Source organism: Sphingobium sp. CCH11-B1, assembly GCF_001556865.1.
Lineage (GTDB): Bacteria > Pseudomonadota > Alphaproteobacteria > Sphingomonadales > Sphingomonadaceae > Sphingobium.
Map to the genome: position 1 here is coordinate 43,675 of NZ_LSJY01000070.1, position 21,076 is coordinate 64,750.

Here is a 21,076-nt window from a genome sequence, read left to right on the forward strand (position 1 = left end):
GAAGTCGTCGCATGTTCCATCCGGGCGGAAATCGCTTTAGGGAGGCGGCATGTCGAAGCCATTCACCATCACGACCGCCATATCCTATCCCAACGGCCGCCCGCATATTGGCCATGCCTATGAAGTGATCGCCACCGACGCGATCGCCCGATTCCAGCGAATGATGGGCCGCGACGTCTTCTTCCAGACAGGCACTGACGAACATGGCCTCAAAATGGCGCAGACGGCGCGTGGCCGGGACATGGAGCCTCAGGCTCTGGCGGATGAAATGGCGTCCTATTTCAGGGCGATGAACGATGGACTGAACATCAGTTTCGATCGTTTCATCCGCACTAGCGAACCCGATCATCATCGGGCAAGCCAGGCCATCTGGAAGGCGATGGAGGCCAGCGGCGACCTGTATCTTGGCCGTTACGAAGGCTGGTATTCGGTTCGTGACGAGGCATTTTACGACGAGAAGGAGATCGTCGAAGGGGAAGGGGGTGCCAAACTCTCTCCTCAGGGTACGCCGGTCGAATGGACCGTCGAGGAAAGCTGGTTCTTCCGCCTGTCGGCCTATCAGGACCGGCTGCTGGCACTGTATCGCGATCATCCCCGGTTCATTCAGCCGGAAAGCCGCCGCAATGAGGTGATGCGCTTCGTGGAGGGCGGGCTATCCGACCTTAGCGTCTCGCGCACCAGCTTCGATTGGGGCGTCAAGGTGCCGGGCTCCGAAGGCCATGTCATGTATGTGTGGGTCGACGCGCTCACCAATTACCTTACCGGCTGCGGCTATCCCGACGACCGGGAGCGGATGGCGCGTTATTGGTCGGAAGGCGGCGATATCACTCATATCATCGGCAAGGATATCGTGCGATTTCATGCGGTTTACTGGCCGGCTTTCCTGATGAGCGCGAAGCTGCCTCTGCCGCAGCGGGTGTTCGGCCACGGCTTCCTGCTCAATCGGGGCGAGAAGATGTCCAAGTCGCTGGGCAATGTCGCGGACCCGATGGAACTGGCCGAAAAATTCGGCGTGGATCAGCTGCGCTATTTCCTGCTTTCGGAAGTCACCTTCGGCAATGACGGGAGCTACAGCGCCGAAGCGATCGTCCAGCGATCGAACAGCGACCTGGGCAACGCGTTCGGCAATCTGGCGCAGAGGACGCTCAGTTTCATCGCCAAGAACCTGGCGGGGCGGCTTCCCGCCGTTCGCGGCCATGATGCGGCAGACGCGGAATTGTTCGCCTTCATCGATCGCGTGGTACGCACGGACATGCCGGCCGCCATTGACGAGCTGGCGTTGTCCGGCGCGATCGAACATTGGCTGCGCGCCTGTTTCGCCTGCAACCAATATATCGACGCGCAAGCGCCATGGACGCTGCGCAAGACCGACCCTGAGCGAATGGAGACCGTGCTTGCGACGCTCTACATCGCCATCGCGCAACTGGCGGTTGCGATCCTGCCGGTGATCCCGGCGAGCGCCACCGCGCTGCTGGACCATATGGGTGTGCCTGACAACCGCCGCAGTCCTGCAGGGATAGGCGGTCACTGGTATTCGGAACTGGCGGAAAGCGGCTTTACGGTCGAGCCGTCAAAGCCGCTGTTCCCGCGCCTGGAATTGCCGGCGGAGGATGCCTGACACCATGTTCCCCGCTCCCAGCCTGATCGACAGCCATTGCCACTTGAATTACAAGGGGTTGATTGAGGATCAAGCCAATGTGCTTGAACGGGCGCGGGCGCGCGGCGTGGGCACGATGCTGAACATCGCGACCCGGGAGAGCGAATGGGACGCAGTGCTGGAGACGGCGGTCAGGGAGCCGGATGTATGGGCGACCGTCGGCATCCATCCGCATGAGGCGGACGAGCATCCCCACGTCGATACGGCCAAGCTGGTCGAGCGGGCGGCGCATCCACGGGTAGTGGGCATTGGCGAGACGGGGCTCGATTATTATTACGACCATAGCGACCGCGAACGGCAGCAGACGAGCTTTCGCGCCCATATCGTCGCATGCCGCGAAACCGGGCTGCCGCTGATCGTCCATACCCGCGATGCGGAGGAGGATACGTTGCGTATCCTGCGCGATGAGATGGGGAAGGGGGCCTATAGCGGGGTGATCCATTGTTTCACCGCCAGCGGCGCCTTCGCCGACGCAGCGATGGAGCTTGGCTTCTACATCAGCATTTCCGGCATCGTGACCTTCAAAAGCGCCAAGGATTTGCAGGACACGGCCAAGCGGCTGCCGCTCGACCGGCTGCTGATCGAAACGGATTCGCCCTTCCTCGCGCCGGTGCCGCATAGGGGCAAACCGTGCGAGCCTGCCTATGTCGCTGATACGGCGGCCTTCCTCGCTGGTCTGCGCGGCGAAAGCGTCGAAACGCTCGGAGCCGCCACTTCGGCCAATTTCCGCACCCTGTTTGCCAAGGCGGCATGAGCCTGACGCTCACCATCCTGGGCTGCGGCACATCGTCGGGGGTGCCGCGCATCGGCAATGATTGGGGCGATTGCGACCCCACGGAGCCGAAGAACCGGCGCACGCGCGTTTCCATATTGGTCGAAAGTCCGACCACCCGCATCCTGGTCGACACGTCGCCAGACATGCGCATGCAGTTGTTGGCCGCCGATGTCATTGATATCGACGCCATCCTGTGGACCCACGATCATGCGGACCATTGCCACGGGCTGGACGATGTGCGGCAGATCTATCATCACCGCGGCGCCCCGGTGCCAGGCTATGCGCGCGCGGAAACGCTGGCGCTTCTGCAGCAGCGCTTTGGTTACGTCTTCCATGGCAGGAATGGCTATCCATCGACGGTCGACGGCCATGCGCTGTCCGACAGGCTGCGCATCGGCGACATCGACATAGGCTGCGTCGATCAACCCCATGGCGAGGTATATTCCACCGGCTTCCGCTTCGAACATGCTGGCCGATCCATCGGCTATGCCACGGATTTCCATGAGATCACGCCTGGCATGCTGGCCCTTTACGATGGACTGGACATCTGGGTGGTGGATGCCCTTCGCGAACGGCCGCACCCGACCCACGCGCATCTTGCCATGACGCTGGACGGCATTGCCGCCGCGCGACCCATGCGCGCCATCCTGACCCACATGGACCAGAGCATGGATTATCATCGGCTGCGGCGAGGCCTCCCTTCCGGCGTGGAACCGGGCTATGACGGGATGACGGTGACGTTGCCGGCGGTCGAACAGGGGGGCTGAGGCGAAAGATGGAGCAGTCGGCGTCGATCCTTTGGTATCTGCTGGCGATCGTCCTGGTGGGATCGGCGTTGATCGGTCGACAATTACCGATGGGCGGCCTTCTGCGCATGGCGCTGCTGTGGGTCGCGATCTTCGCAGGGCTGCTGGGCCTGTTCAAACTGGCGCAGGGGCAGGGCTATCTCACCGGGCGATGGGCCGATCAGGAAATCGCCACGCCGGATGAAGCGCCTGCGCCCTTGCCACAATCCAGCACACAAGGGACGTCGCTGCGCATACCGGTCGCGGCGGACGGCCATTATTGGGTGGAAGGCACGATCAACGGATCGCCAGCGCGCTTCCTGATCGACAGCGGCGCGACCTTCACCGCCCTGTCCGACAGCACGGCGCGGGCCGCCGGCCTCAACTATGACGTTGCCGCACCCGGTGTGATCATGAACACCGCCAACGGCAAGGTCGAAGCCCGTCGGTCGAACATCGCCCGGCTGTCGGTTGGCCCGATTTCGGTTAGCGACCTACCGGTCGTGGTGTCGCCTGCCTTTGGCGAGGTGAACGTCATCGGCATGAACATGTTGTCGCGCCTCAAAAGCTGGGGTGTGCAGGACGGCGCAATGGTGCTGACGCCATGAATGCTGCCACGGAGCAGGGGGCGCCAACGCAGGGTCGACCGACGCAAAGGGAGCGGCTGAAAGCCATTATCGGCGGGTCCACCGGCAATCTGGTCGAATGGTATGACTGGTACGCCTATGCCGCCTTCACCCTCTATTTCGCGCCGCATTTCTTCCCCAGCGAGGATCGCACCGCGCAATTGCTGAGCGCGGCTGGCATCTTCGCGGTTGGGTTCCTCATGCGGCCGATCGGCGCGTGGGCGATGGGCGTCTATGCCGACCGGCACGGGCGCAAGAGCGGCCTGACCCTGTCGGTGGCGTTGATGTGCGCGGGATCGCTGCTGATCGGCGTGACGCCGGGATATGAAACCATCGGTATGGCCGCGCCGCTGCTGTTGGTGCTGGCACGACTGATGCAGGGGCTGTCCATCGGCGGCGAATATGGGGCGAGCGCGACCTATCTCTCTGAAATGGCCGGGCGGGACCGGCGCGGTTTCTTCTCCAGCTTCCAATATGTGACCCTCATCGCCGGACAATTGGTCGCGATTTGCGTCCTGCTGCTGTTGCAGGCGACGCTCAGCGCCGCGCAGCTTGACGCGTGGGGCTGGCGGATACCCTTTTTCATTGGTGGCGCATTGGCGGTCATCGTCTTCTGGCTGCGTCGCGGCCTCGCAGAAACCCAGAGCTTTACGGTTGCAAAGGCAGCCGGAGCGCCCAAATCCGGCTTCGTCGAGTTGGTGACGAAGCACCCACGCGAGACCATCACGGTCATGCTGTTGACGGCGGGCGGCACGATCGCCTTCTACGCCTACAGCATCTACATGCAGAAGTTCCTGGTGAACACGAGCGGGTTGAGCCGGGAAACAGCGTCGCAGATCAACGCGATCACGCTGTTCATGTTCATGCTGTTGCAACCCGTCGCGGGTGCGCTCTCGGACAGGATCGGGCGAAAGCCACTGATGATCGGCTTCGGCACGCTTGGCGTACTCTGCACTTATCCGATCTTTGCGGTGCTGGAGACCGTGCGCGATCCGTTAAGCGCCGGATTGCTGGTGATGGCGGGCCTGGTAATCGTGACCGGCTACACATCCATAAACGCGGTCGTGAAAGCCGAGCTGTTTCCAGCGCATATTCGCGCGCTGGGCGTGGCGCTACCTTATGCCTTGGCGAACACGCTGTTCGGCGGCACGGCGGAGTTCGTGGCGCTGTGGTTCAAGCAGGCCGGGATGGAACAAGCTTTCTATGTCTATGTGACGGTGATGATTGCGATTTCGCTGATCGTCTATGTGCGGATGCGCGACACGCGACAGCACAGCCTGATCCAGGAAGACTGAGTGACACAGGCAGTTCGACAGCGAAATAGACACCCAGGTCGCAATAAGCACGGATCACGATTTAACATAATATATATTATCGAACTTATATCTCTGTAGCCTGTCGTTCTCCTTCTCACCCCCTCATCCCGAGACTTCCGCCATGACCAAAGCCAGTCCCGCCGACATCATGCCGCTTGCCGACGTCATGGCGCGTCTGCGCGATCCGGACACAGGATGTCCGTGGGACATCGAACAGGATTTCGCGTCCATCGCGCCGTACACGATCGAGGAAGCCTATGAGGTGGCTGACGCAATCCAACGCAAGGACATGCCGGCCCTTCAGGACGAACTTGGCGACCTGCTGCTTCAAGTCGTGTTCCATAGCCGCATGGCCGAACAATCGGGCCAATTCGCATTGCAGGACGTGATTGACGGCATCACCGCCAAGATGATCCGTCGCCACCCGCATGTCTTTGGCGATCGCACCCGGCGGGAGGACGGCCACGCCCAATGGGAAGTCATCAAGGCAGCCGAGCGAGCGGAAAAGGAGCCCGATCCAAGCGCTCTTGCCGGCGTCGCTGCGGCCCTGCCCGCCCTGCTCCGCGCCGAAAAGCTGCAAAAGCGGGCGGCTCGCACCGGGTTCGATTGGCCGGACATTCAGGGCGTGATTGCTAAGGTGCTGGAAGAACTGGACGAAGTGCAGACCGCCGCGACACAGGACGAACGCGAGGAGGAAATCGGCGATCTGCTCTTCGCCATGGTCAACCTGGCGCGCCACCTCAAGGTTGATCCGGAAGCGGCACTGCGCCGCGCCAATGCCAAGTTCGACCGCCGGTTCCGCGCCATGGAAGGCATGGCGGGCGCGGACTTTTCCGCTCTGCCGCTCAATGACAAGGAAGCGCTTTGGCAGCGAGCCAAGCAACAGGAAAAATCCTTCTAATGCCGTCCTATCGACATGGCCCATGATCAGTTCTGACTTGAAACTGGTATTTGACATGCCGAGGGAAGAGGCATAGTTTTGTATTTCTTGAACAAAGGAAGGAGTATGCGATGCGTCTTACTGCTCTTTTTCTCCTCTGCTCCGCTATCGCCGTTCCCGCTCAGGCCCAGCAAAATGGCACCGGCATAACCGGGATACATATCGGCTTGTCCAGCTTTCCTGTGTCGACGCCCGTGAATGGTTATGGACCCGACAATTATGCGGTGCCCGGCGAGGCCCTCAATCATGATATGAGCCTCGCCAGGAAACTGATTGTGGCCGGTGACTATGTGAAAGCGGACAATCTGCTGTCGAATGTTGTCGGCAAGACGGAAAGCCGTCAGGCACGCTTCCTCAAGGGTGTGGCCAAGCTGGGTCTCGGCGATCCGACGGCTGCGCGTCGCTATTTTGAACAAAGCCTCTATCGCGGGCGCAACGGCTATCCCGGCGCGATGTCCGGGCTCGCGCTAGCCGAAATACGGTTGGGCAATCGGGACGCCGCACAGGATATTCTAGACAAGCTACGCTATCAGCGCAGCCGTTGCAGCAGCAGTTGCGACCGCGCCAGTTCATTGGACCAAGCGGTTTCGGTTGTCGAAAAAGCGTTGATCTGAAGCCTTTTGAAGCCGATCTATTCGGATCGGATCGCTACATGGCGCGCGCGACGACCGATGCCGCGCCTCAGGCTTCGTCTGAGGAGATCTGATCCCGGCTGCGCTTTGCATAACGGGCGAAGGCGGCATCCGACAGGCGAACGTCCACGCGATTTTCCTCACCTTCGATGTGGCTGAAGAGCACTTCGCCATGTTCGTGCAACCAAGCCAAGGTCGCCCCGTCCGACACGGGGATGCGTAAGCCGTAAACCTTGGCCCCGCGCGTCATGCGGTCGCTGATCGTCCGTTGCAACAGGTCGATCCCCTCGCCCGTCAACGCCGACAGGATGACGACATCCTCACGCCGCCCCGCCTGTTCACGGACCAGCGCCGCCACTTCGGCATCCAACAGGTCGAGCTTGTTCCACGCCTCGATGATGGGCGGCGGTTCGGGCTCCCCCTCCCCGCGATCCAGCACCACTTCGCCGGCAACGCCCAGTTCGCCCAGGACGTCAAGCACATCGTCGCGTTGCGCCTCCGTATCCGGGTGCGCGATGTCGCGGACATGGACGATGAGGTCGGCCGAGAGCACTTCCTCCAGCGTAGCGCGGAAGGCGGCGATCAACTGGGTCGGCAGATCGGACACGAAGCCGACGGTGTCTGACAGGATTGCCTTATCAAGGCCGGGCAGCGCGATCTGTCGCATCGTGGGATCGAGCGTGGCGAAGAGCAAATCCTCCGCCATGACGTCAGCACCGGTTAGCCGATTGAAAAGCGTGGATTTCCCGGCATTGGTATAGCCCACCAGCGCGATAACCGGCCAAGGCGCGCGCTGCCGCCGGGCGCGGTGCAGGCCGCGCGTACGCGTCACCTGATCCAGTTCACGGCGAATCTTCGCCATGCGGTCGCGGATCATCCGCCGGTCCGCTTCGATCTGGGTTTCGCCCGGACCGCCAAGAAAGCCGAAGCCACCGCGTTGCCGCTCAAGGTGAGTCCAGCTTCGCACGAGACGGCCGGCCTGATAATCCAGGTGCGCCAGTTCCACCTGCAATCGGCCTTCGTTGGTAGCCGCGCGTTCGCCGAAGATTTCCAGGATCAGCCCGGTGCGATCGATGACCTTGGCTTCGGTCGCCTTTTCCAGATTGCTCTGCTGCACCGGTGACAGGCTGTTGTCGACGATGATGAGTTCGGCTTCCTCCTGCCGGGCCAGTGTCGCGATCTGGTCCACCTGTCCGCTGCCGAAAAGGGTCGCGGGCTTGCGGTCGCGCACGCGGAACGCCTGCGCCGCCCGCACGTCGATGCCGATCGCGAGCGCGAGGCCGCGCGCCTCTTCCAGCCGGGCATCGCTGTCGCGGCGGTCATGACCGTTGGCGCCATTGTGGGTTTCGGCGTGGACGACGATAGCACGCGCGCCGCGCGCCACTTCATCGTCAGAGTCGCGGTTGAATATGGCCATGCAGGCTTAAAGCATCCAGACGCGCGCCGGTCCACCTGTCAACGGCCCGGCGCGCAACCCAATTTAGTCGTCCTGCTCGTTCTCACCGCTGAGGTCGAGCGAGTGGAGCGGCTGAACCGTCGATATGGCGTGCTTGTAGACGAGCTGCACCATGCCGTCGCGTTCCAGCAGCATGCAGAACAGGTCGAAGGCCGCAATCTCGCCCTGAAGCATGACGCCGTTCACCAGGAACATCGTCACCGGGCTGCCGGACTTGCGGACGGCGGAGAGGAAGATTTCCTGCAGCAGTTTCGATTTTCCGTTGCCGTCGCTGCTCTTGCGCAGATCGGTGAGGTCCATCGACTGGGCTGGCATCACCGTGGATATGGCATGCTTGTACACCAGCTGCGACTGTCCATCGCGACGCAGCAGAACGGAAAAATTGTCGAACCAGGTGATGATGCCCTGCAGCTTCACGCCCTTCACCAGGAACATGGTGACCGGGGTCTTGCTCTTGCGCAGGCTGTTGAGGAAAATATCCTGAAGGTTGTTCATCTTTTCGGCCATGGTCGTCGCCAGTCCTTTATTGTTGGCGGGACGTTACCCGCACTTGCACTCTTAAGCAGAGTGTCTTGCCCGCCCCCGCGCGTCGGGAGCAGGGCAACTTCTACCGCACTTGCGAAGAAACGTCCATGGGCATGGGGCGATCCGGTCAATCCTTGCCTTCAGTAATGCCCAGCAGCTTGAGCTTGCGGTGGAGCGCCGACCGCTCCATGCCGATGAACGTCGCGGTGCGGGAAATGTTGCCGGAAAAACGGCGTATCTGGATGCGCAGATATTCGCGCTCGAAACTCTCGCGCGCCTCGCGCAGCGGCGCCCCCATGATCGCGGACTGACCGACGCCCTCGCCGGCCCCGCCGCTGGTGAGTTCCGACGGCAGCATGTCCAGTTCGATCCGGCCGATGCGGTCGCCCGGCGCCAGGATCATCGTGCGCTCGATCACGTTGCGAAGCTGGCGGACATTGCCCGGCCATTCATTGGCCTGAAGCGCGGCCATGGCGTCGCTGGCGATTTCCGGCGGCGGCACGCGCCGGTCGGCGGCGAAACGCGCGAGATAATGTTCGACCAGTGGCGGAATATCGTCGCGCCGTTCGGACAGAGGCGGAATCGCCAGCGGTACGACATTGAGCCGGTAAAAAAGATCCTCCCGGAAACGGCGCTCCTCGATCTCCGTCGCCAGATTGAGCGCGGTGGAGGATATGACGCGCACGTCCACCTTGACCTGTCGCTGGCCGCCGACCCGGGTAAAGCTCTGGTCGGTAAGGACGCGCAATATCTTGCCCTGCGTCGTCAGGGGCATGTCGGCGATCTCGTCGAGGTAAAGGGTGCCGCCATGCGCCTGTTCCAGAAAGCCCGGACGTACCAGACCACTGGGATCTTCCACCCCGAACAATTCCTCCTCGACCCGGTCGGGGTCCATGCGGGCGGCGGCGACGATGATGAAAGGCGCGTCGGCGCGGCCGCTCCAGCTGTGGAGCATGCGCGCTGCCACCTCCTTGCCCACACCGGCGGGGCCGGAAATGAGGACGCGGCTACCGGTGCCGGCCACCTTCTTGATGGTCGCCCGGACGCCATTGATCGATGCTGAGGTGCCGGTGAGTTCGTCATCCTGACCGAAGCGCGCGCGCAGCACCTGATTTTCCCGCCGCAGCCGCTCGGTTTCCGTGGCGCGCGCGACAAGATGGAGCAGGCGATCGGCCTCGAACGGCTTTTCGATGAAATCGGCCGCGCCTTTACGGATCGCGGCGACGGCCGTGTCGATATTGCCGTGGCCGGAGATCATCAGCACCGGAACTGTCGGATCGCGCCGCTTGATCTCGTCAAGCAGTTCAAGCCCGTCGAGCCGGGAGCCCTGCAACCAGACGTCCAGAAGGATGAGCGAGGGTCGACGACTGTCGATCGCCTCAATCGCGCTGTCGCTGTTCGCGGCGGTGCGGGTTGAGAAGCCCTCATCCTCCAGCACACCCGCGACCAGATCGCGAATATCCTCTTCGTCGTCTACAATCAGAATATCAAGCGCCATTGGCTGTCACTTTTCCTTTGGGCAGGGCGATCACCTGCTCTTCTTCCAATTTTTCCAGCGCGGCTGCGGCAAAGCGCAGGGTCACGCATGCCCCCCCTCCCTGGGCGTCGTCGAAGCGTATCTCCCCCTGATGCTCCTCGACGATCTTCTTGACGATGGCGAGGCCAAGGCCTGTCCCCTTCGACCGGGTCGTCATATAGGGTTCCAGTATCCGTTCCCGCTCGGGCGGAAGGCCGATGCCGTCGTCCACTACGGTGATGATGACGTCGCTCGCGTCCTGCGCCATTGTCATGCGGACGTGGCCACGCGGCTCTCCATCGTCCCGTTGGTCTTTCTGTTCAATGGCTTCGACCGCATTCTTCACGATGTTCGTCAGGGCCTGGCCAAGCTGACGCCTGTCGCAGACCATCTCCAGATCAGACGTTTCGGCATGATATTCGAACCGGATATCCGGATGCGCGACTTCATGCAGGAACAGGGCATGACGCGCGATGTCGCCGATCGCCTCTCGCCTGAACACGGGCTTGGGCATGCGTGCGAAGGACGAAAATTCGTCCACGATGCGCCGCAGATCGCCAACCTGACGCACGATCGTGCCAGTCAGCCGCGTGAAGGTGCCGACGTCGCTGCTGATCTCGCCCGCATAGCGACGCTGCAACCGCTCGGCTGCGAGCTGAATGGGCGTCAGGGGGTTTTTGATTTCATGCGCGATGCGGCGCGCGACATCCGACCAGGCCGCGCGCCGCTGATCGGACAGCTGCTGCGTAATGTCGTCGAACGTCAGGATGTGCCTGGACGCGTCCTGGGTCAGCTTGACCGCCAGCGTGCGCAGGTCGCCATGTGCGCGCACCTGGACGATGCCGGCCGCGTCTTCCGATCCGATGAAATCCGCCAGTTCCGGCGACACATCGACGAGCGGGCGGCCAACCGGATCGTCCCCCTCCTCGACGAGAATGGCCGCGGCGGAGCGGTTGAGGAGGAGGATGACGCCCTGGAGATCGACGGACAGAACGCCGGCGCTGACGCCGCTCAGGATCGCCTCGATAAAGGCACGGCGCTCGTCCAGCTGGCTGTTGGCGGCGACCAGGGCGCCGGTCTGCGCCTCAAGCCTTTGCGTCATACGGTTGAAGGCGGACGCGAGCGTGCCGATCTCGTCGCGCGCCTGTGGGCTCGTCACGCGGGCCGACAGGTCGCCAGCCGTGATCCGCCGCGCCGCCGTCACCAGCTCGTTCACCGGCCGGACCATCCAGTCGGCGACAGCCAGCGCGATATAGACGGCAATGCCCACCAGCAGGAGCGATCCGATGAACAGCGCGATGTTGAAGCGCAACTGCAACGCGCGTGACTGCGCCGCGAATTGGTCATAGTCCGCTATGACCTTCTGCGCGCGTTCGACGTTGGAAAAGGAGGTCGTGACCGCATTGCGCGTGGCGTAAAGATAGACCTTGGACCGGGGATAGAGCAGCGTCACCGCCTCGACCTGGTTGGGCCGCATGCGGACGACGATATTCTCGCCCTGCGCCAGCCGCTCCACCGCCTCGGGCCAGAGCATTTCGGCTGCCGGGCGATTTTCCGGGTCGACGGTTGCGGCGGTGCGGGCGATCCCGTCCTTGCCCACTTCGATGATGGCGGAACGATTCAGCTTTCGCGTGACGACCTGATAGATATAGCCTTCGGCAAAGCGCGGGCTGGATACCGGAGACTCGCGCAGATAGTCGCGCAGGTCGTCCGCCATGGTGACGGTTTCGTCGCTGACCTCCCGCAGGTTCTGCTCATAATAGCCGCGCGCCAGGTCGCCCGCATTTTGAAGCATGCCGCGCGCGCTGTCGGAGAACCAGAACTGCACGCCATATTGGAACAGCAGCGACGCGAAGATCACGACCAGCAGCATCGGCACACTGGCGACGATGGAGAAGATCGCGACGAGGCGGACGTGCAACTGCCCGTCGCTGCCGATCGCCGATTGGGCCGCGCGTCGCTTGGCCACGCGCCGTCCCAGCAGCACGAGGAGGGCGATGGCCGGCACGAGATTGGCGACCAGCAGCAGCGCGACGATGGGCGGGGTCAGCAATGAGTAGGACTGGCCGCTGCCCGACAGGAGATGATAGGTCAGGCCCGCCATGCCCAGGAACAGGGCCAGCGTTACAGCTTCCACCACCGCCGCCAATCGCGGGCTACGCAGCAGAAGCGGCATGCGCCGCCGCCATGCCGACATCCGCCGGGACACTGTTGTCGCGCCGTTCATCGTGGCTTTGTTACAACAACCCCGTGCCCGCGGAAACACAGTATTTGATAGACTTGCATGTCGTTGATCGATCCTGGCAGTCGATTCGTCTTGATCGGCTACGCGTTATGACCCGTCATGCACCCGCAGCCGTAGCGGGTCGAGGCCATAGTCCGTCAGCTTCTTGCGCAGGGTATTGCGGTTGATGCCCAACAGGCCAGCGGCTCGGATCTGGTTGCCATCCACGCTGGCGAGCACTTCCTGCAGCAACACAGGCTCCACCACACGCAACAGGTCGTCGTGGAGCGCCCGCTGCGGACTGCGCAAACCGATGCCGAGTTGCCGCTTGGTCCAGTCCCGAACGACATGGGCGAGCTGATCCGCCGGTGCTCCCTGATCCTGGGCTACCGCCCCAAGCGGCAACATGGAGCGCAGCATCTCCGCTGTGATCATGTTTTCGCGCGTCAGTACGGCCAGCCGCTGCATGATGTTCTGCAACTCGCGTACGTTGCCGGGCCAGTGCCAGGTCATCAGAAGCTGCGCCGCATCCTCGGCGAGCGCCTTGCGCGGCAAGCCATCCTGCGCCGCGCGCTCCAGGAAATGACGGGCAAGAAGGACCACGTCCTCGCGCCGCTCGCGCAACGGCGGCAGGTCGATGGGCACCACATTGAGGCGGTAATAGAGGTCCTGCCGGAACCGCCCCTCCTCGATCAGTTGCGGCAGATCCTTGTTGGTGGCGGCAATGATACGGACGTTGACCCTGACCGGCTTCGATCCACCCACGGTGGTGACTTCGCCGGACTGAAGCACGCGCAGCAGGCGAGTCTGTGCCTCCATCGGCATATCGCCGATCTCGTCCAGGAACAGCGTTCCGCCTTGCGCCTGTTCGAATTTGCCGGCGGTACGCGCGCTGGCGCCCGTGAAAGCCCCTTTTTCATAACCAAAGAGTTCTGCTTCGATCAGTTCGCGGGGAATGGCAGCCATGTTGATGGCCACGAACGGCTTGGTGCGCCGCTGGCCAAGGCTGTGGATCGCTTCGGCCACCAGTTCCTTGCCAGTGCCGGATTCGCCCAGAACCAGTATGGAAAGGTCGTTCGACAGGACACGGGCGATCGTGCGGTACACTTCCTGCATCGCCGGCGAGCGGCCGACCAGCGGCATCCCGTCATTGGGTAGGACCGCGTCGTCTGGATTTCCCTCCGAACCGTCGCGGGTGCCCAAGGCATCGGAAACCGCCCGGGTCAGTTCGTTGAGGTCAAATGGCTTGGGCAGATATTCGAACGCGCCTTTCTCGGTAGCGCGGATCGCGGTGTTCAGCGTGTTCTGGGCCGAAAGGACGATCACGTTCATGCCAGGGCGCGCCACCAGAATGTCGGCGACCCCTTCCAGTCCATCGCCGTCCGGCAGCATGACGTCGGTGATGAGGACATCCGGCGTGAAGCTGTCCATCAGGGCGGCGCGTTCGCGAATGGATGCCGCAGTCTTGACCTTGTGCCCCTGCCGCCGGAGCGCCTCCCCCACCACCACGCAAATGGCCGGATCGTCATCGACGACCAAGACGGAGCCGGTCGCCTTCACGACGCGATGCCCATGGGCAGAAGGATGCGGAAGGTCGATTCGCCCGCTTCGGCGTCGCGCGCATATTGGACAAAGCCGCTCATGTCCCGCACCAGCTTGTCCACCAGTGCGAGGCCAAGCCCCTGCCCGTCCCGCTTGCCGGTGATGAAGGGATTGAACAAATGGTCCAGAATATGCTCCGGCACGCCCGGCCCATTATCCACCACCACGATCTCGATCGGCAGCACCGCGCTACCCTTGCCGCCACCCATGACCACGGACACACCATGGCGAAACGCCGTTTCCACACGAATGCGCGGCTTGGCCACATGCTCCAGCGCCTCCGCGGCGTTTTTCAGCAGGTTGATCATCACCTGCACCAAAGCATCCTCATTGATATTAGCAAATGGCAAGGAAGGGTCATAATGCTTTATGATCTTTACATTTTTTGCAAAGCCGGCGGCAGCGATGCCGGCGGCGCGGTCAATAAGGGGATAAATGTTGCCGGGATGGCATTCCAGCGTCCTGTCGGTCGTGAAATCCTGCATCCGGTCGATCAGCGCAGCGATCCGGTCCACTTCGTTGCAGATGAGCTGGGTCAATGCCGCGTCGCGCCCGTCATGGCTGGATTCGAGCAGCTGTGCCGCGCCGCGGATGCCGGAAAGCGGATTCTTGATCTCGTGTGCCAATATGGCCGCCGCGCCCATGGCCGACCGCGCGCCGCCCGCCGAGCCGCGATGGCCGATCTTGCGCGCCTGACTCTGGGCATGCAGCGACACCACCCGCCACCCTTCATGATCCACGATCGGTGCGATCATGAGGTCGACTTCCATTTCCGCGGTGCGGCCAGCGTGAACCTTTATGTCATAGGCGGCGATCGGCTTGTTGCTGTGCCAGATGTCGAACCGCGCCCCGGCTTCGGCAATGCGGATGGTGCGGGCGATGTCGCTACCGACGATCGCGGAGCGCGCCATGTTGAGCAGCGTTTCGGCGCGGACATTGGCGTCGGCTATGCTGTTGTCGGGCTTTATGACCAGCATGGCGACCGGCAGCGCAGTTATCTGTTCCGCCAGCGACGGCCCGTCCTGCTGCACCCGCAGGCGAGAGACGGACGCCAAGATGTCGGTCATGCCGCCTTGCGCATATCCGCGGGATCGACCCCGCTGGCGATCAGCGGTTCGTAGAAGCCGGCAAGCATGTCGAGCACGCGTTCCGCCACTGGCTCCTGATTGACGGCGTTGCGGAATTCCGCTGATCCGGTCAGGCCCTTGGTGTACCAGCCAATATGCTTGCGCGCCATATTGACGCCCGTATGCCTGTCATAATGATCTAGCATCGCGTGATAATGCTCGACAATCACGCGATATTGTTCCGCAAGAGACGGATCGGGCACGCGCGTGCCGTCCGTCAGCCACGCCATCACCTGACCGATCAGCCAGGGCCGGCCATAAGCGCCACGCCCGATCATCACGCCGTCCGCACCGCTTTGCTCCAGCGCCCTGTCCGCGTCTTCGACCGAGCAGATGTCACCATTGACGATGACCGGCAGCTTTACCGCGTCCTTGACCTTGCGCACGAATGCCCAATCGGCCGAACCCTTGTACATCTGGCACCGGGTGCGGCCATGGACGGTGATGAGCTTTGCCCCCAGATCCTCGGCAATATGCGCGAGTTCCGGCGCGTTAAGGCTGCTATGGTCCCAACCCATGCGCATCTTCACGGTGACGGGCACGTCCACCGCCTCCACCGTCGCCTTGATAAGCGATGCAGCGAGCGGCAGGTCGCGCATCAGGGCGCTGCCCGCATCGCCATTCACGACTTTCTTGACCGGACAGCCCATGTTGATGTCGATGATCGCCGCGCCGCGATCGGCGTTCAGCTTGGCCGCTTCCGCCATTTCAGTCGGGGAACAGCCCGCAAGCTGCATCGACACCGGCTCTTCCAACGGATGCCAGGCGGCCTTCTGCAACGACTGGCGCGTTTCCCGGATCATGGCGGCGGTCGCGATCATCTCGGTCACGTTCAGGCCCGAGCCGTAGCGGCGCACCAGCGTCCGGAACGGCATGTCGGTGACGCCGGTCATGGGAGCGAGTACGACGGGCATATCGATGGTCACGGGGCCGATGGAGATGGGGGAAAGTTTGCGCATCGTTGAAACAGTATCTGCCTAAAAAACAGGCAGCCTTTAGCGGAAAAGGAGGAACTCGGCAAGCGAAGGACTGGCGGCGTCGGGCGCGCTGGGCTATGCGGCCGGCATGACGTCTGACACGCCCCGCACCGTCGCCCTGATCGTCGCGGCGGGACAAGGCCGCCGCGCGGGCGGCGAAAATCCCAAACAATTCAGGACCGTCGCCGGAAAGCCGGTCATCGTCCATGCGGTGGAAAGGCTGATGGTGATGGTGGACGCGATCCATCTGGTGACCGGCGCGGACCAGGAGGCGGAAGCCCGGCGTCTGCTGAAGGCATGGGACCTGGCGTCCGTCACGATCGGAGCCGACAGCCGCCGGGGATCGGTGCGCGCCGGGCTGGAGGCGATCGCGCAGGGTGGCGGCGCCGAGATCGTCCTGATCCATGATGCCGCACGCCCCTTCCTGGCCCCCGAGGTGGTCAAACGCCTGTTGGCGGCGCTGGACGGAGCGGCAGGCGCAATTCCCGTGCTGCCGGTTGCCGACACGCTGGTCCGCAGCGGCGATGGCGCGATGGGCGACAATGTCGACCGCACCGACCTGCACCGGGTGCAGACGCCGCAGGCCTTCCGCTTCGACGAGATATTGGCGGCGCATCGTGCGTGGAACGACGCTGAAGAGGCGACCGACGACGCACAGATCCTGCGACGGAGCGGTCATGACGTCATGTTGGTGCAAGGCGATGAAAGATTGGCGAAATTGACGTTCCCCGAAGACTTTGCGCGCGCCGAAGCGATGCTACCGCGCGTCACCAGGGTCGGCATGGGCTATGACGTCCACCGCCTCGCGCCCGAAGAGCAATTATGGCTGGGCGGCATATTGGTGCCGCACGACCGGGGCTTGGCGGGCCATAGCGATGCCGACGTGGCCCTCCATGCCATCGTCGACGCCATGCTGGGCGCGTTGGCGGACGGCGACATCGGGAGCCATTTTCCGCCTTCCGACCCGCAATGGCGCGGGGCATCGTCCGACAAGTTCCTGGCCTACGCCCGCGACCGCGTGGTCTTACGCGGCGGGCTCATAGAGCATGTGGACCTCACCATCATCTGCGAAGCACCAAAGATCGGCCCGCATCGCGACGCCATGCGGCAGCGGATCGCGGACATCCTGTCCCTGCCTATCGACCGGGTGAGCGTGAAGGCGACGACGACCGAGCGACTCGGTTTTGCCGGGCGGCGCGAAGGCATCGCCGCGCAAGCGGTTGCCACCCTCTCCCTTCCCGCGCTACCCTGACGCCATGCCTGATACAATCCTCCCCTCCGAACTGGTCGAACTTGCCGAGAAGGTCATCATCGCCAATCGCCGCGCCGGTCGAACGGTGGCTGTGGCGGAAAGCTGCACAGGGGGCCTCGTATCGGCGGCGCTTACGGAGATCGCGGGATCATCCGATGTCTTCGAAGCAGGTTTCATAACTTATTCCAATGACATGAAGGCGGAACTTCTGAAAGTTTCTCATGACGTTCTGGATACATTCGGTGCGGTGTCCATCGCGACCGCCTGGGCCATGGCGCAGGGTGCCCTGAAGAAAAGCCATGCGCATGTCGCAGTGGCGATCACCGGCATTGCCGGGCCGGGTGGCGGGAGCGAGCAAAAGCCGGTGGGCACGGTCGTCTTCGCCCGCGCCGACCGCGGGGCAGCGCCCGACAAGGTCGTCGCCGACATGCGGCATTTCGACGATAACGGACGCGGCGGTGTCCGCCTTCAGGCGGCGCTGTGCGCGCTGGAACTGCTGCTGCCGGACGGCCCGTAAAGGACGGCGGCCCGCTCCTCGAACGCGCCGATCATCTTACGCAGCGCCTTGTCGAAGAACTGGCCGGCCAGCATTTCGAAGATGCGGTTCTTAAATTCGAACTCCACCTCGAAATCGACCAGCACGCCCCCCTGCCCGTCGTCGCGAAAGCCCCATTCGTTATGAAGGTGCTTGAGCGGCCCATCGACATAATCGACGCGGACGTGGGTCGGACGCTGCTTCACCACGCGGGACGTGAATGTCTCGCGGATACCCTTGAACCCCACGATCATGTCCGCGACCATTTCGGTATCGCTGTTGGAGCGGATGCGGATCGCGCTGACCCAAGGCAGAAATTCGGAATAGGCCCCGACATTCGCCACCAGATCGAACATCTGTTCGGGCGAGTATGGCAGCCGCCGCGTCTCGTTATGCCTGGGCACGCCGGATCAGACCTTCGCCGCCGCCTTTGCGAGCTGCGCCTCGCGCGCCGCCTTCATCTCCGCAAAATCCTTGCCGGCATGATAGCTCGACCGGGTGAGCGGACTGGCGGCGACCTGCAGGAACCCCTTGGCCCGCGCGATGGCGGCATAGGCGTTGAATGCGGCCGGGGTGACGAACTCCATCACCTTGGCATGTTTGGGGGTAGGCTGAAGATACTGGCCCATGGTCAGGAAATCGATGTCGGCTGATCGCATGTCATCCATGACCTGATGCACTTCCAGCCGCTCCTCCCCCAGGCCCAGCATGATGCCTGACTTGGTGAAGATCGATGGATCGAGCTTCTTCACCGTTTCCAGCAGGCGCAGCGACGCATAATAACGCGCGCCCGGCCGGATGGTGGGATAGAGGCGCGGAACAGTTTCGAGATTATGATTGTAGACGTCCGGCCGGGCAGCGACGATCATCTCGATCGCGCGTTCATGCTTGTTGCGGAAATCGGGCGTCAGGATTTCGATGGTCGTGTTCGGGGTCGTGCGACGCAGCGCTTCGATCACCTTGACGAATTGCGACGCCCCGCCATCCGGAAGATCGTCGCGATCGACGGAGGTGATAACGATATGCTCAAGCCCCATCTCGGCCGAAGCATCCGCCAGATTCTGCGGCTCGTTGGGATCGACCTTGCGCGGCATGCCGGTCTTGACGTTGCAGAAGGCACAGGCGCGCGTGCACACGTCGCCCAGGATCATGACCGTCGCGTGCTTCTTCGTCCAGCATTCGCCGATATTGGGACAGGCCGCTTCCTCACAGACGGTGGCAAGGCCCTTTTCGCGCATCAGCTTGCGGGTTTCGTGATAGCCGGGGCTCGTCGGCGCCTTCACGCGAATCCAGTCGGGTTTGCGGGCACGTTCCGGCTTCTGGACGCCGGGGATCGGGGCGATGTCGGTCATGGGGTCCAGATAGCGATGGACGGAGCGACATGCCAGCCCTCTCCCACTTGCCAGCCCATTCTTTGTGCTGCACATCAGCCGCATGACCGACTTTACCGACATGATCGATGGCTATCGCCGTTTCCGCACCACCGGCTGGGCGCAGCAGCGAGAGCGGTGGACGGAGCTGAACGAGGGCCAGAGCCCGCGGGTGATGGTGATCGCCTGTTCCGACAGCCGGGTCGATCCGGCACAGATATTCGACACCAATCCGGGCGAGATTTTCGTGGTGCGCAATGTTGCCGCACTGGTGCCGCCGTTCGAAACCACGCCGGGTCGCCATGGTGTTTCCGCCGCGCTGGAATTCGCGGTGCAGGTGCTGAAGGTGGGCGAGATCGTCGTCATGGGCCATGGCAAGTGTGGCGGGTGCAAGGCGGCATTGAGCCATGATCTGAAGGACGCGCCTCCGGGCGAGGGCGGCTTCATCCATCACTGGATAGAATTGCTGGACGATGCGCGCGAAAGGGTGGTCGCCCAATATGGCGAACGGCGCGACCGGGACGCGGAACGCGCCATGGAGCAGGAGGGCGTCAAGGTCAGCCTGGCCAACCTGCGCAGCTTCCCATGCGTCCGGCAGAAGGAAAAGGCGGGCGATCTCAAGCTGATCGGCAGCTTTTTCGCGATCGCCGACGGGGAATTGCATCTGCTCGACGAGGCGACCGGGCGACACGACAGGAAGGCCGCGGCAACATCGCCCTGTTGATCGATGCGGACAATGCGTCGGCGGCGCATTTCGACCCGGTCATGACCGTGCTGGCGGAACTGGGCACGGTCAACATCCGCCGGGCATACGGCAACTGGAGCAAGACCACGCTCAAGACCTGGGCGGCGCTCTCGGTGGCGCAGGCGATTGAACCGCAGCAGCAGTTCGACCTTACCAAGGGCAAGAACGCCACTGACATGAAGATGACGATCGACGCCATGGACCTGCTGTCCAGCGGCCGGGTCGACGGGTTCGGTCTCATGTCCAGCGACAGCGACTTCACGCCACTGGTCACGCGCCTGCGTCAGGACGGCATTCCCGTCTATGGTTTCGGCACGGCGAACACGCCGGAGGGGTTTCGCCGTGCCTGTACCCGCTTCATCGACGTGGCGGCGCTGAAGCCCGCGGACGTGCCGGTGGCGAAGAAGGCGGCGCCTGCAAGGACGAAGGCCAGGACAGAGGCGAAGGACCCCGTCGCGCCGCCGCCTGCCTCTGCTCCGTCCATCGCGGGCGAAGCGGTCGATCCCGAAGTCGTCCGCCTGCTGATCGACGCCTATGACGAAGCGAAGCGGGACGAACGCGGCTTCGTGGCGCTGGGACCGGTCGGGCAGCGGGTCGGCAACCGGTCCAGCTTCGACGTGCGCAACTATGGCTTCAAGCGGCTGTCCGATCTGGTCGCGGCGATCCCCAATTTTATCACCGAAGTCCGCGAAGGCGGCCAGACATGGATCAAGCGGGTGCGCTGATGGCGAACGCGGTGATTGCGCGCCACCTGAGGATATATGGGCGCGTGCAGGGCGTGTGGTACAGGGCCTGGGCGGTAGAGACGGCGCGCGATCTGGGACTGACCGGGTGGGTGCGCAACCGGATGGACGGGAGCGTCGAAGCGTTGGCCCAGGGCGCAGCGGAGGCGGTAGAGACTTTCATCCAACGCGCGCATGACGGGCCACCGAACGCCGAGGTAGCGCGCATCGACGTCACGGACGCGCCGGCGGAACATCGCCACGGTTTCGATAAGCGATCCACCTGCTAAAGCG

The 21,076-nt window shown here is 63.0% G+C and carries 21 protein-coding genes; 12 read left to right on the forward strand and 9 right to left on the reverse strand.

Features of this window, described 5'->3' with window-relative positions; genetic code table 11:
* Positions 1-49: 49 nt before the first annotated feature.
* From metG to AX724_RS07465, 7 genes are all read left to right on the forward strand, one after another.
* Positions 50-1,618: a methionine--tRNA ligase gene (gene metG, locus AX724_RS07435; RefSeq protein WP_066764941.1), complete on the forward strand. Its 1,569-nt coding sequence runs from the start codon at positions 50-52 to the stop codon at positions 1,616-1,618.
* Positions 1,611-2,411, forward strand: a complete 801-nt coding sequence (locus AX724_RS07440; protein WP_231736556.1) for a TatD family hydrolase — start codon at positions 1,611-1,613, stop codon at positions 2,409-2,411. The genes metG and AX724_RS07440 overlap by 8 nt, the downstream gene beginning before the upstream one ends.
* On the forward strand, positions 2,408-3,199 hold the full coding sequence (locus tag AX724_RS07445; RefSeq protein WP_066764942.1) for an MBL fold metallo-hydrolase: 792 nt from the start codon (positions 2,408-2,410) through the stop codon (positions 3,197-3,199). The genes AX724_RS07440 and AX724_RS07445 overlap by 4 nt, the downstream gene beginning before the upstream one ends.
* Positions 3,200-3,207: 8 nt before the next feature.
* Positions 3,208-3,825: a retropepsin-like aspartic protease family protein gene (locus AX724_RS07450; protein WP_066764946.1), complete on the forward strand. Its 618-nt coding sequence runs from the start codon at positions 3,208-3,210 to the stop codon at positions 3,823-3,825.
* A complete protein-coding gene (locus AX724_RS07455) occupies positions 3,822-5,138 on the forward strand; it encodes an MFS transporter (RefSeq protein ID WP_066764949.1) in 1,317 nt (438 codons plus the stop codon). Before AX724_RS07450 ends, AX724_RS07455 begins: the two co-directional genes overlap by 4 nt.
* A 142-nt stretch (positions 5,139-5,280) precedes the next feature.
* Positions 5,281-6,060, forward strand: a complete 780-nt coding sequence (gene mazG, locus AX724_RS07460) for a nucleoside triphosphate pyrophosphohydrolase (protein ID WP_066764951.1) — start codon at positions 5,281-5,283, stop codon at positions 6,058-6,060.
* A 110-nt stretch (positions 6,061-6,170) separates the two neighbouring features.
* On the forward strand, positions 6,171-6,713 hold the full coding sequence (locus AX724_RS07465; RefSeq protein WP_066764953.1) for a tetratricopeptide repeat protein: 543 nt from the start codon (positions 6,171-6,173) through the stop codon (positions 6,711-6,713).
* Positions 6,714-6,780: 67 nt separating this feature from the next.
* Here AX724_RS07465 and hflX read toward each other — a convergent pair whose 3' ends face one another.
* The 7 genes from hflX to dusB all read right to left on the reverse strand — a co-directional run bounded on the left by hflX (position 6,781) and on the right by dusB (position 16,140).
* Positions 6,781-8,148: a GTPase HflX gene (hflX, locus tag AX724_RS07470; protein ID WP_066764955.1), complete on the reverse strand. Its 1,368-nt coding sequence runs from the start codon at positions 8,146-8,148 to the stop codon at positions 6,781-6,783.
* Between the two features lie 63 nt (positions 8,149-8,211).
* Positions 8,212-8,706 (reverse strand): RNA chaperone Hfq, encoded by a 495-nt coding sequence (hfq, locus tag AX724_RS07475; protein WP_331711433.1) that lies wholly within the window; start codon positions 8,704-8,706, stop codon positions 8,212-8,214.
* Between the two features lie 133 nt (positions 8,707-8,839).
* The gene (gene ntrX, locus AX724_RS07480) at positions 8,840-10,210 is read right to left on the reverse strand and encodes a nitrogen assimilation response regulator NtrX (protein WP_066764961.1); all 1,371 of its coding nucleotides are present in this window, start codon (positions 10,208-10,210) and stop codon (positions 8,840-8,842) included.
* Positions 10,200-12,455, reverse strand: coding sequence for a sensor histidine kinase (locus AX724_RS07485; RefSeq protein ID WP_066764962.1), 2,256 nt, complete (start codon positions 12,453-12,455; stop codon positions 10,200-10,202). The genes ntrX and AX724_RS07485 overlap by 11 nt, the downstream gene beginning before the upstream one ends.
* 105 nt (positions 12,456-12,560) lie before the next feature.
* Positions 12,561-14,012, reverse strand: a complete 1,452-nt coding sequence (gene ntrC / locus AX724_RS07490) for a nitrogen regulation protein NR(I) (RefSeq protein WP_066764963.1) — start codon at positions 14,010-14,012, stop codon at positions 12,561-12,563.
* Positions 14,009-15,121 (reverse strand): two-component system sensor histidine kinase NtrB, encoded by a 1,113-nt coding sequence (locus AX724_RS07495; RefSeq protein WP_066764964.1) that lies wholly within the window; start codon positions 15,119-15,121, stop codon positions 14,009-14,011. Before AX724_RS07495 ends, ntrC begins: the two co-directional genes overlap by 4 nt.
* A complete protein-coding gene (gene dusB / locus AX724_RS07500) occupies positions 15,118-16,140 on the reverse strand; it encodes a tRNA dihydrouridine synthase DusB (RefSeq protein WP_066764966.1) in 1,023 nt (340 codons plus the stop codon). Before dusB ends, AX724_RS07495 begins: the two co-directional genes overlap by 4 nt.
* A 106-nt stretch (positions 16,141-16,246) precedes the next feature.
* Between dusB and AX724_RS07505 the strand changes: the two genes are divergently transcribed.
* Positions 16,247-17,410 (forward strand): bifunctional 2-C-methyl-D-erythritol 4-phosphate cytidylyltransferase/2-C-methyl-D-erythritol 2,4-cyclodiphosphate synthase, encoded by a 1,164-nt coding sequence (locus AX724_RS07505; RefSeq protein ID WP_066764968.1) that lies wholly within the window; start codon positions 16,247-16,249, stop codon positions 17,408-17,410.
* 4 nt (positions 17,411-17,414) lie between these two features.
* A complete protein-coding gene (locus AX724_RS07510) occupies positions 17,415-17,927 on the forward strand; it encodes a CinA family protein (RefSeq protein ID WP_066764972.1) in 513 nt (170 codons plus the stop codon).
* On the opposite strand, the gene AX724_RS07515 is transcribed toward AX724_RS07510, so the two are convergent.
* Positions 17,879-18,349, reverse strand: a complete 471-nt coding sequence (locus AX724_RS07515; protein WP_066764974.1) for a type II toxin-antitoxin system RatA family toxin — start codon at positions 18,347-18,349, stop codon at positions 17,879-17,881. The genes AX724_RS07510 and AX724_RS07515 overlap by 49 nt on opposite strands.
* Positions 18,350-18,355: 6 nt before the next feature.
* On the reverse strand, positions 18,356-19,372 hold the full coding sequence (gene lipA, locus AX724_RS07520; RefSeq protein ID WP_066765031.1) for a lipoyl synthase: 1,017 nt from the start codon (positions 19,370-19,372) through the stop codon (positions 18,356-18,358).
* A gap of 7 nt (positions 19,373-19,379) precedes the next feature.
* On the opposite strand from lipA, the gene AX724_RS07525 reads away from it, so the two are divergent.
* The 3 genes from AX724_RS07525 to AX724_RS07535 are packed head-to-tail and all read left to right on the forward strand — an operon-like array spanning position 19,380 to position 21,072.
* On the forward strand, positions 19,380-20,039 hold the full coding sequence (locus AX724_RS07525) for a carbonic anhydrase (RefSeq protein WP_066765027.1): 660 nt from the start codon (positions 19,380-19,382) through the stop codon (positions 20,037-20,039).
* A gap of 41 nt (positions 20,040-20,080) precedes the next feature.
* Positions 20,081-20,785: an NYN domain-containing protein gene (locus AX724_RS07530; protein WP_231736561.1), complete on the forward strand. Its 705-nt coding sequence runs from the start codon at positions 20,081-20,083 to the stop codon at positions 20,783-20,785.
* Positions 20,764-21,072 (forward strand): acylphosphatase, encoded by a 309-nt coding sequence (locus AX724_RS07535; protein WP_231736558.1) that lies wholly within the window; start codon positions 20,764-20,766, stop codon positions 21,070-21,072. Before AX724_RS07530 ends, AX724_RS07535 begins: the two co-directional genes overlap by 22 nt.
* Positions 21,073-21,076 lie beyond the last annotated feature (4 nt).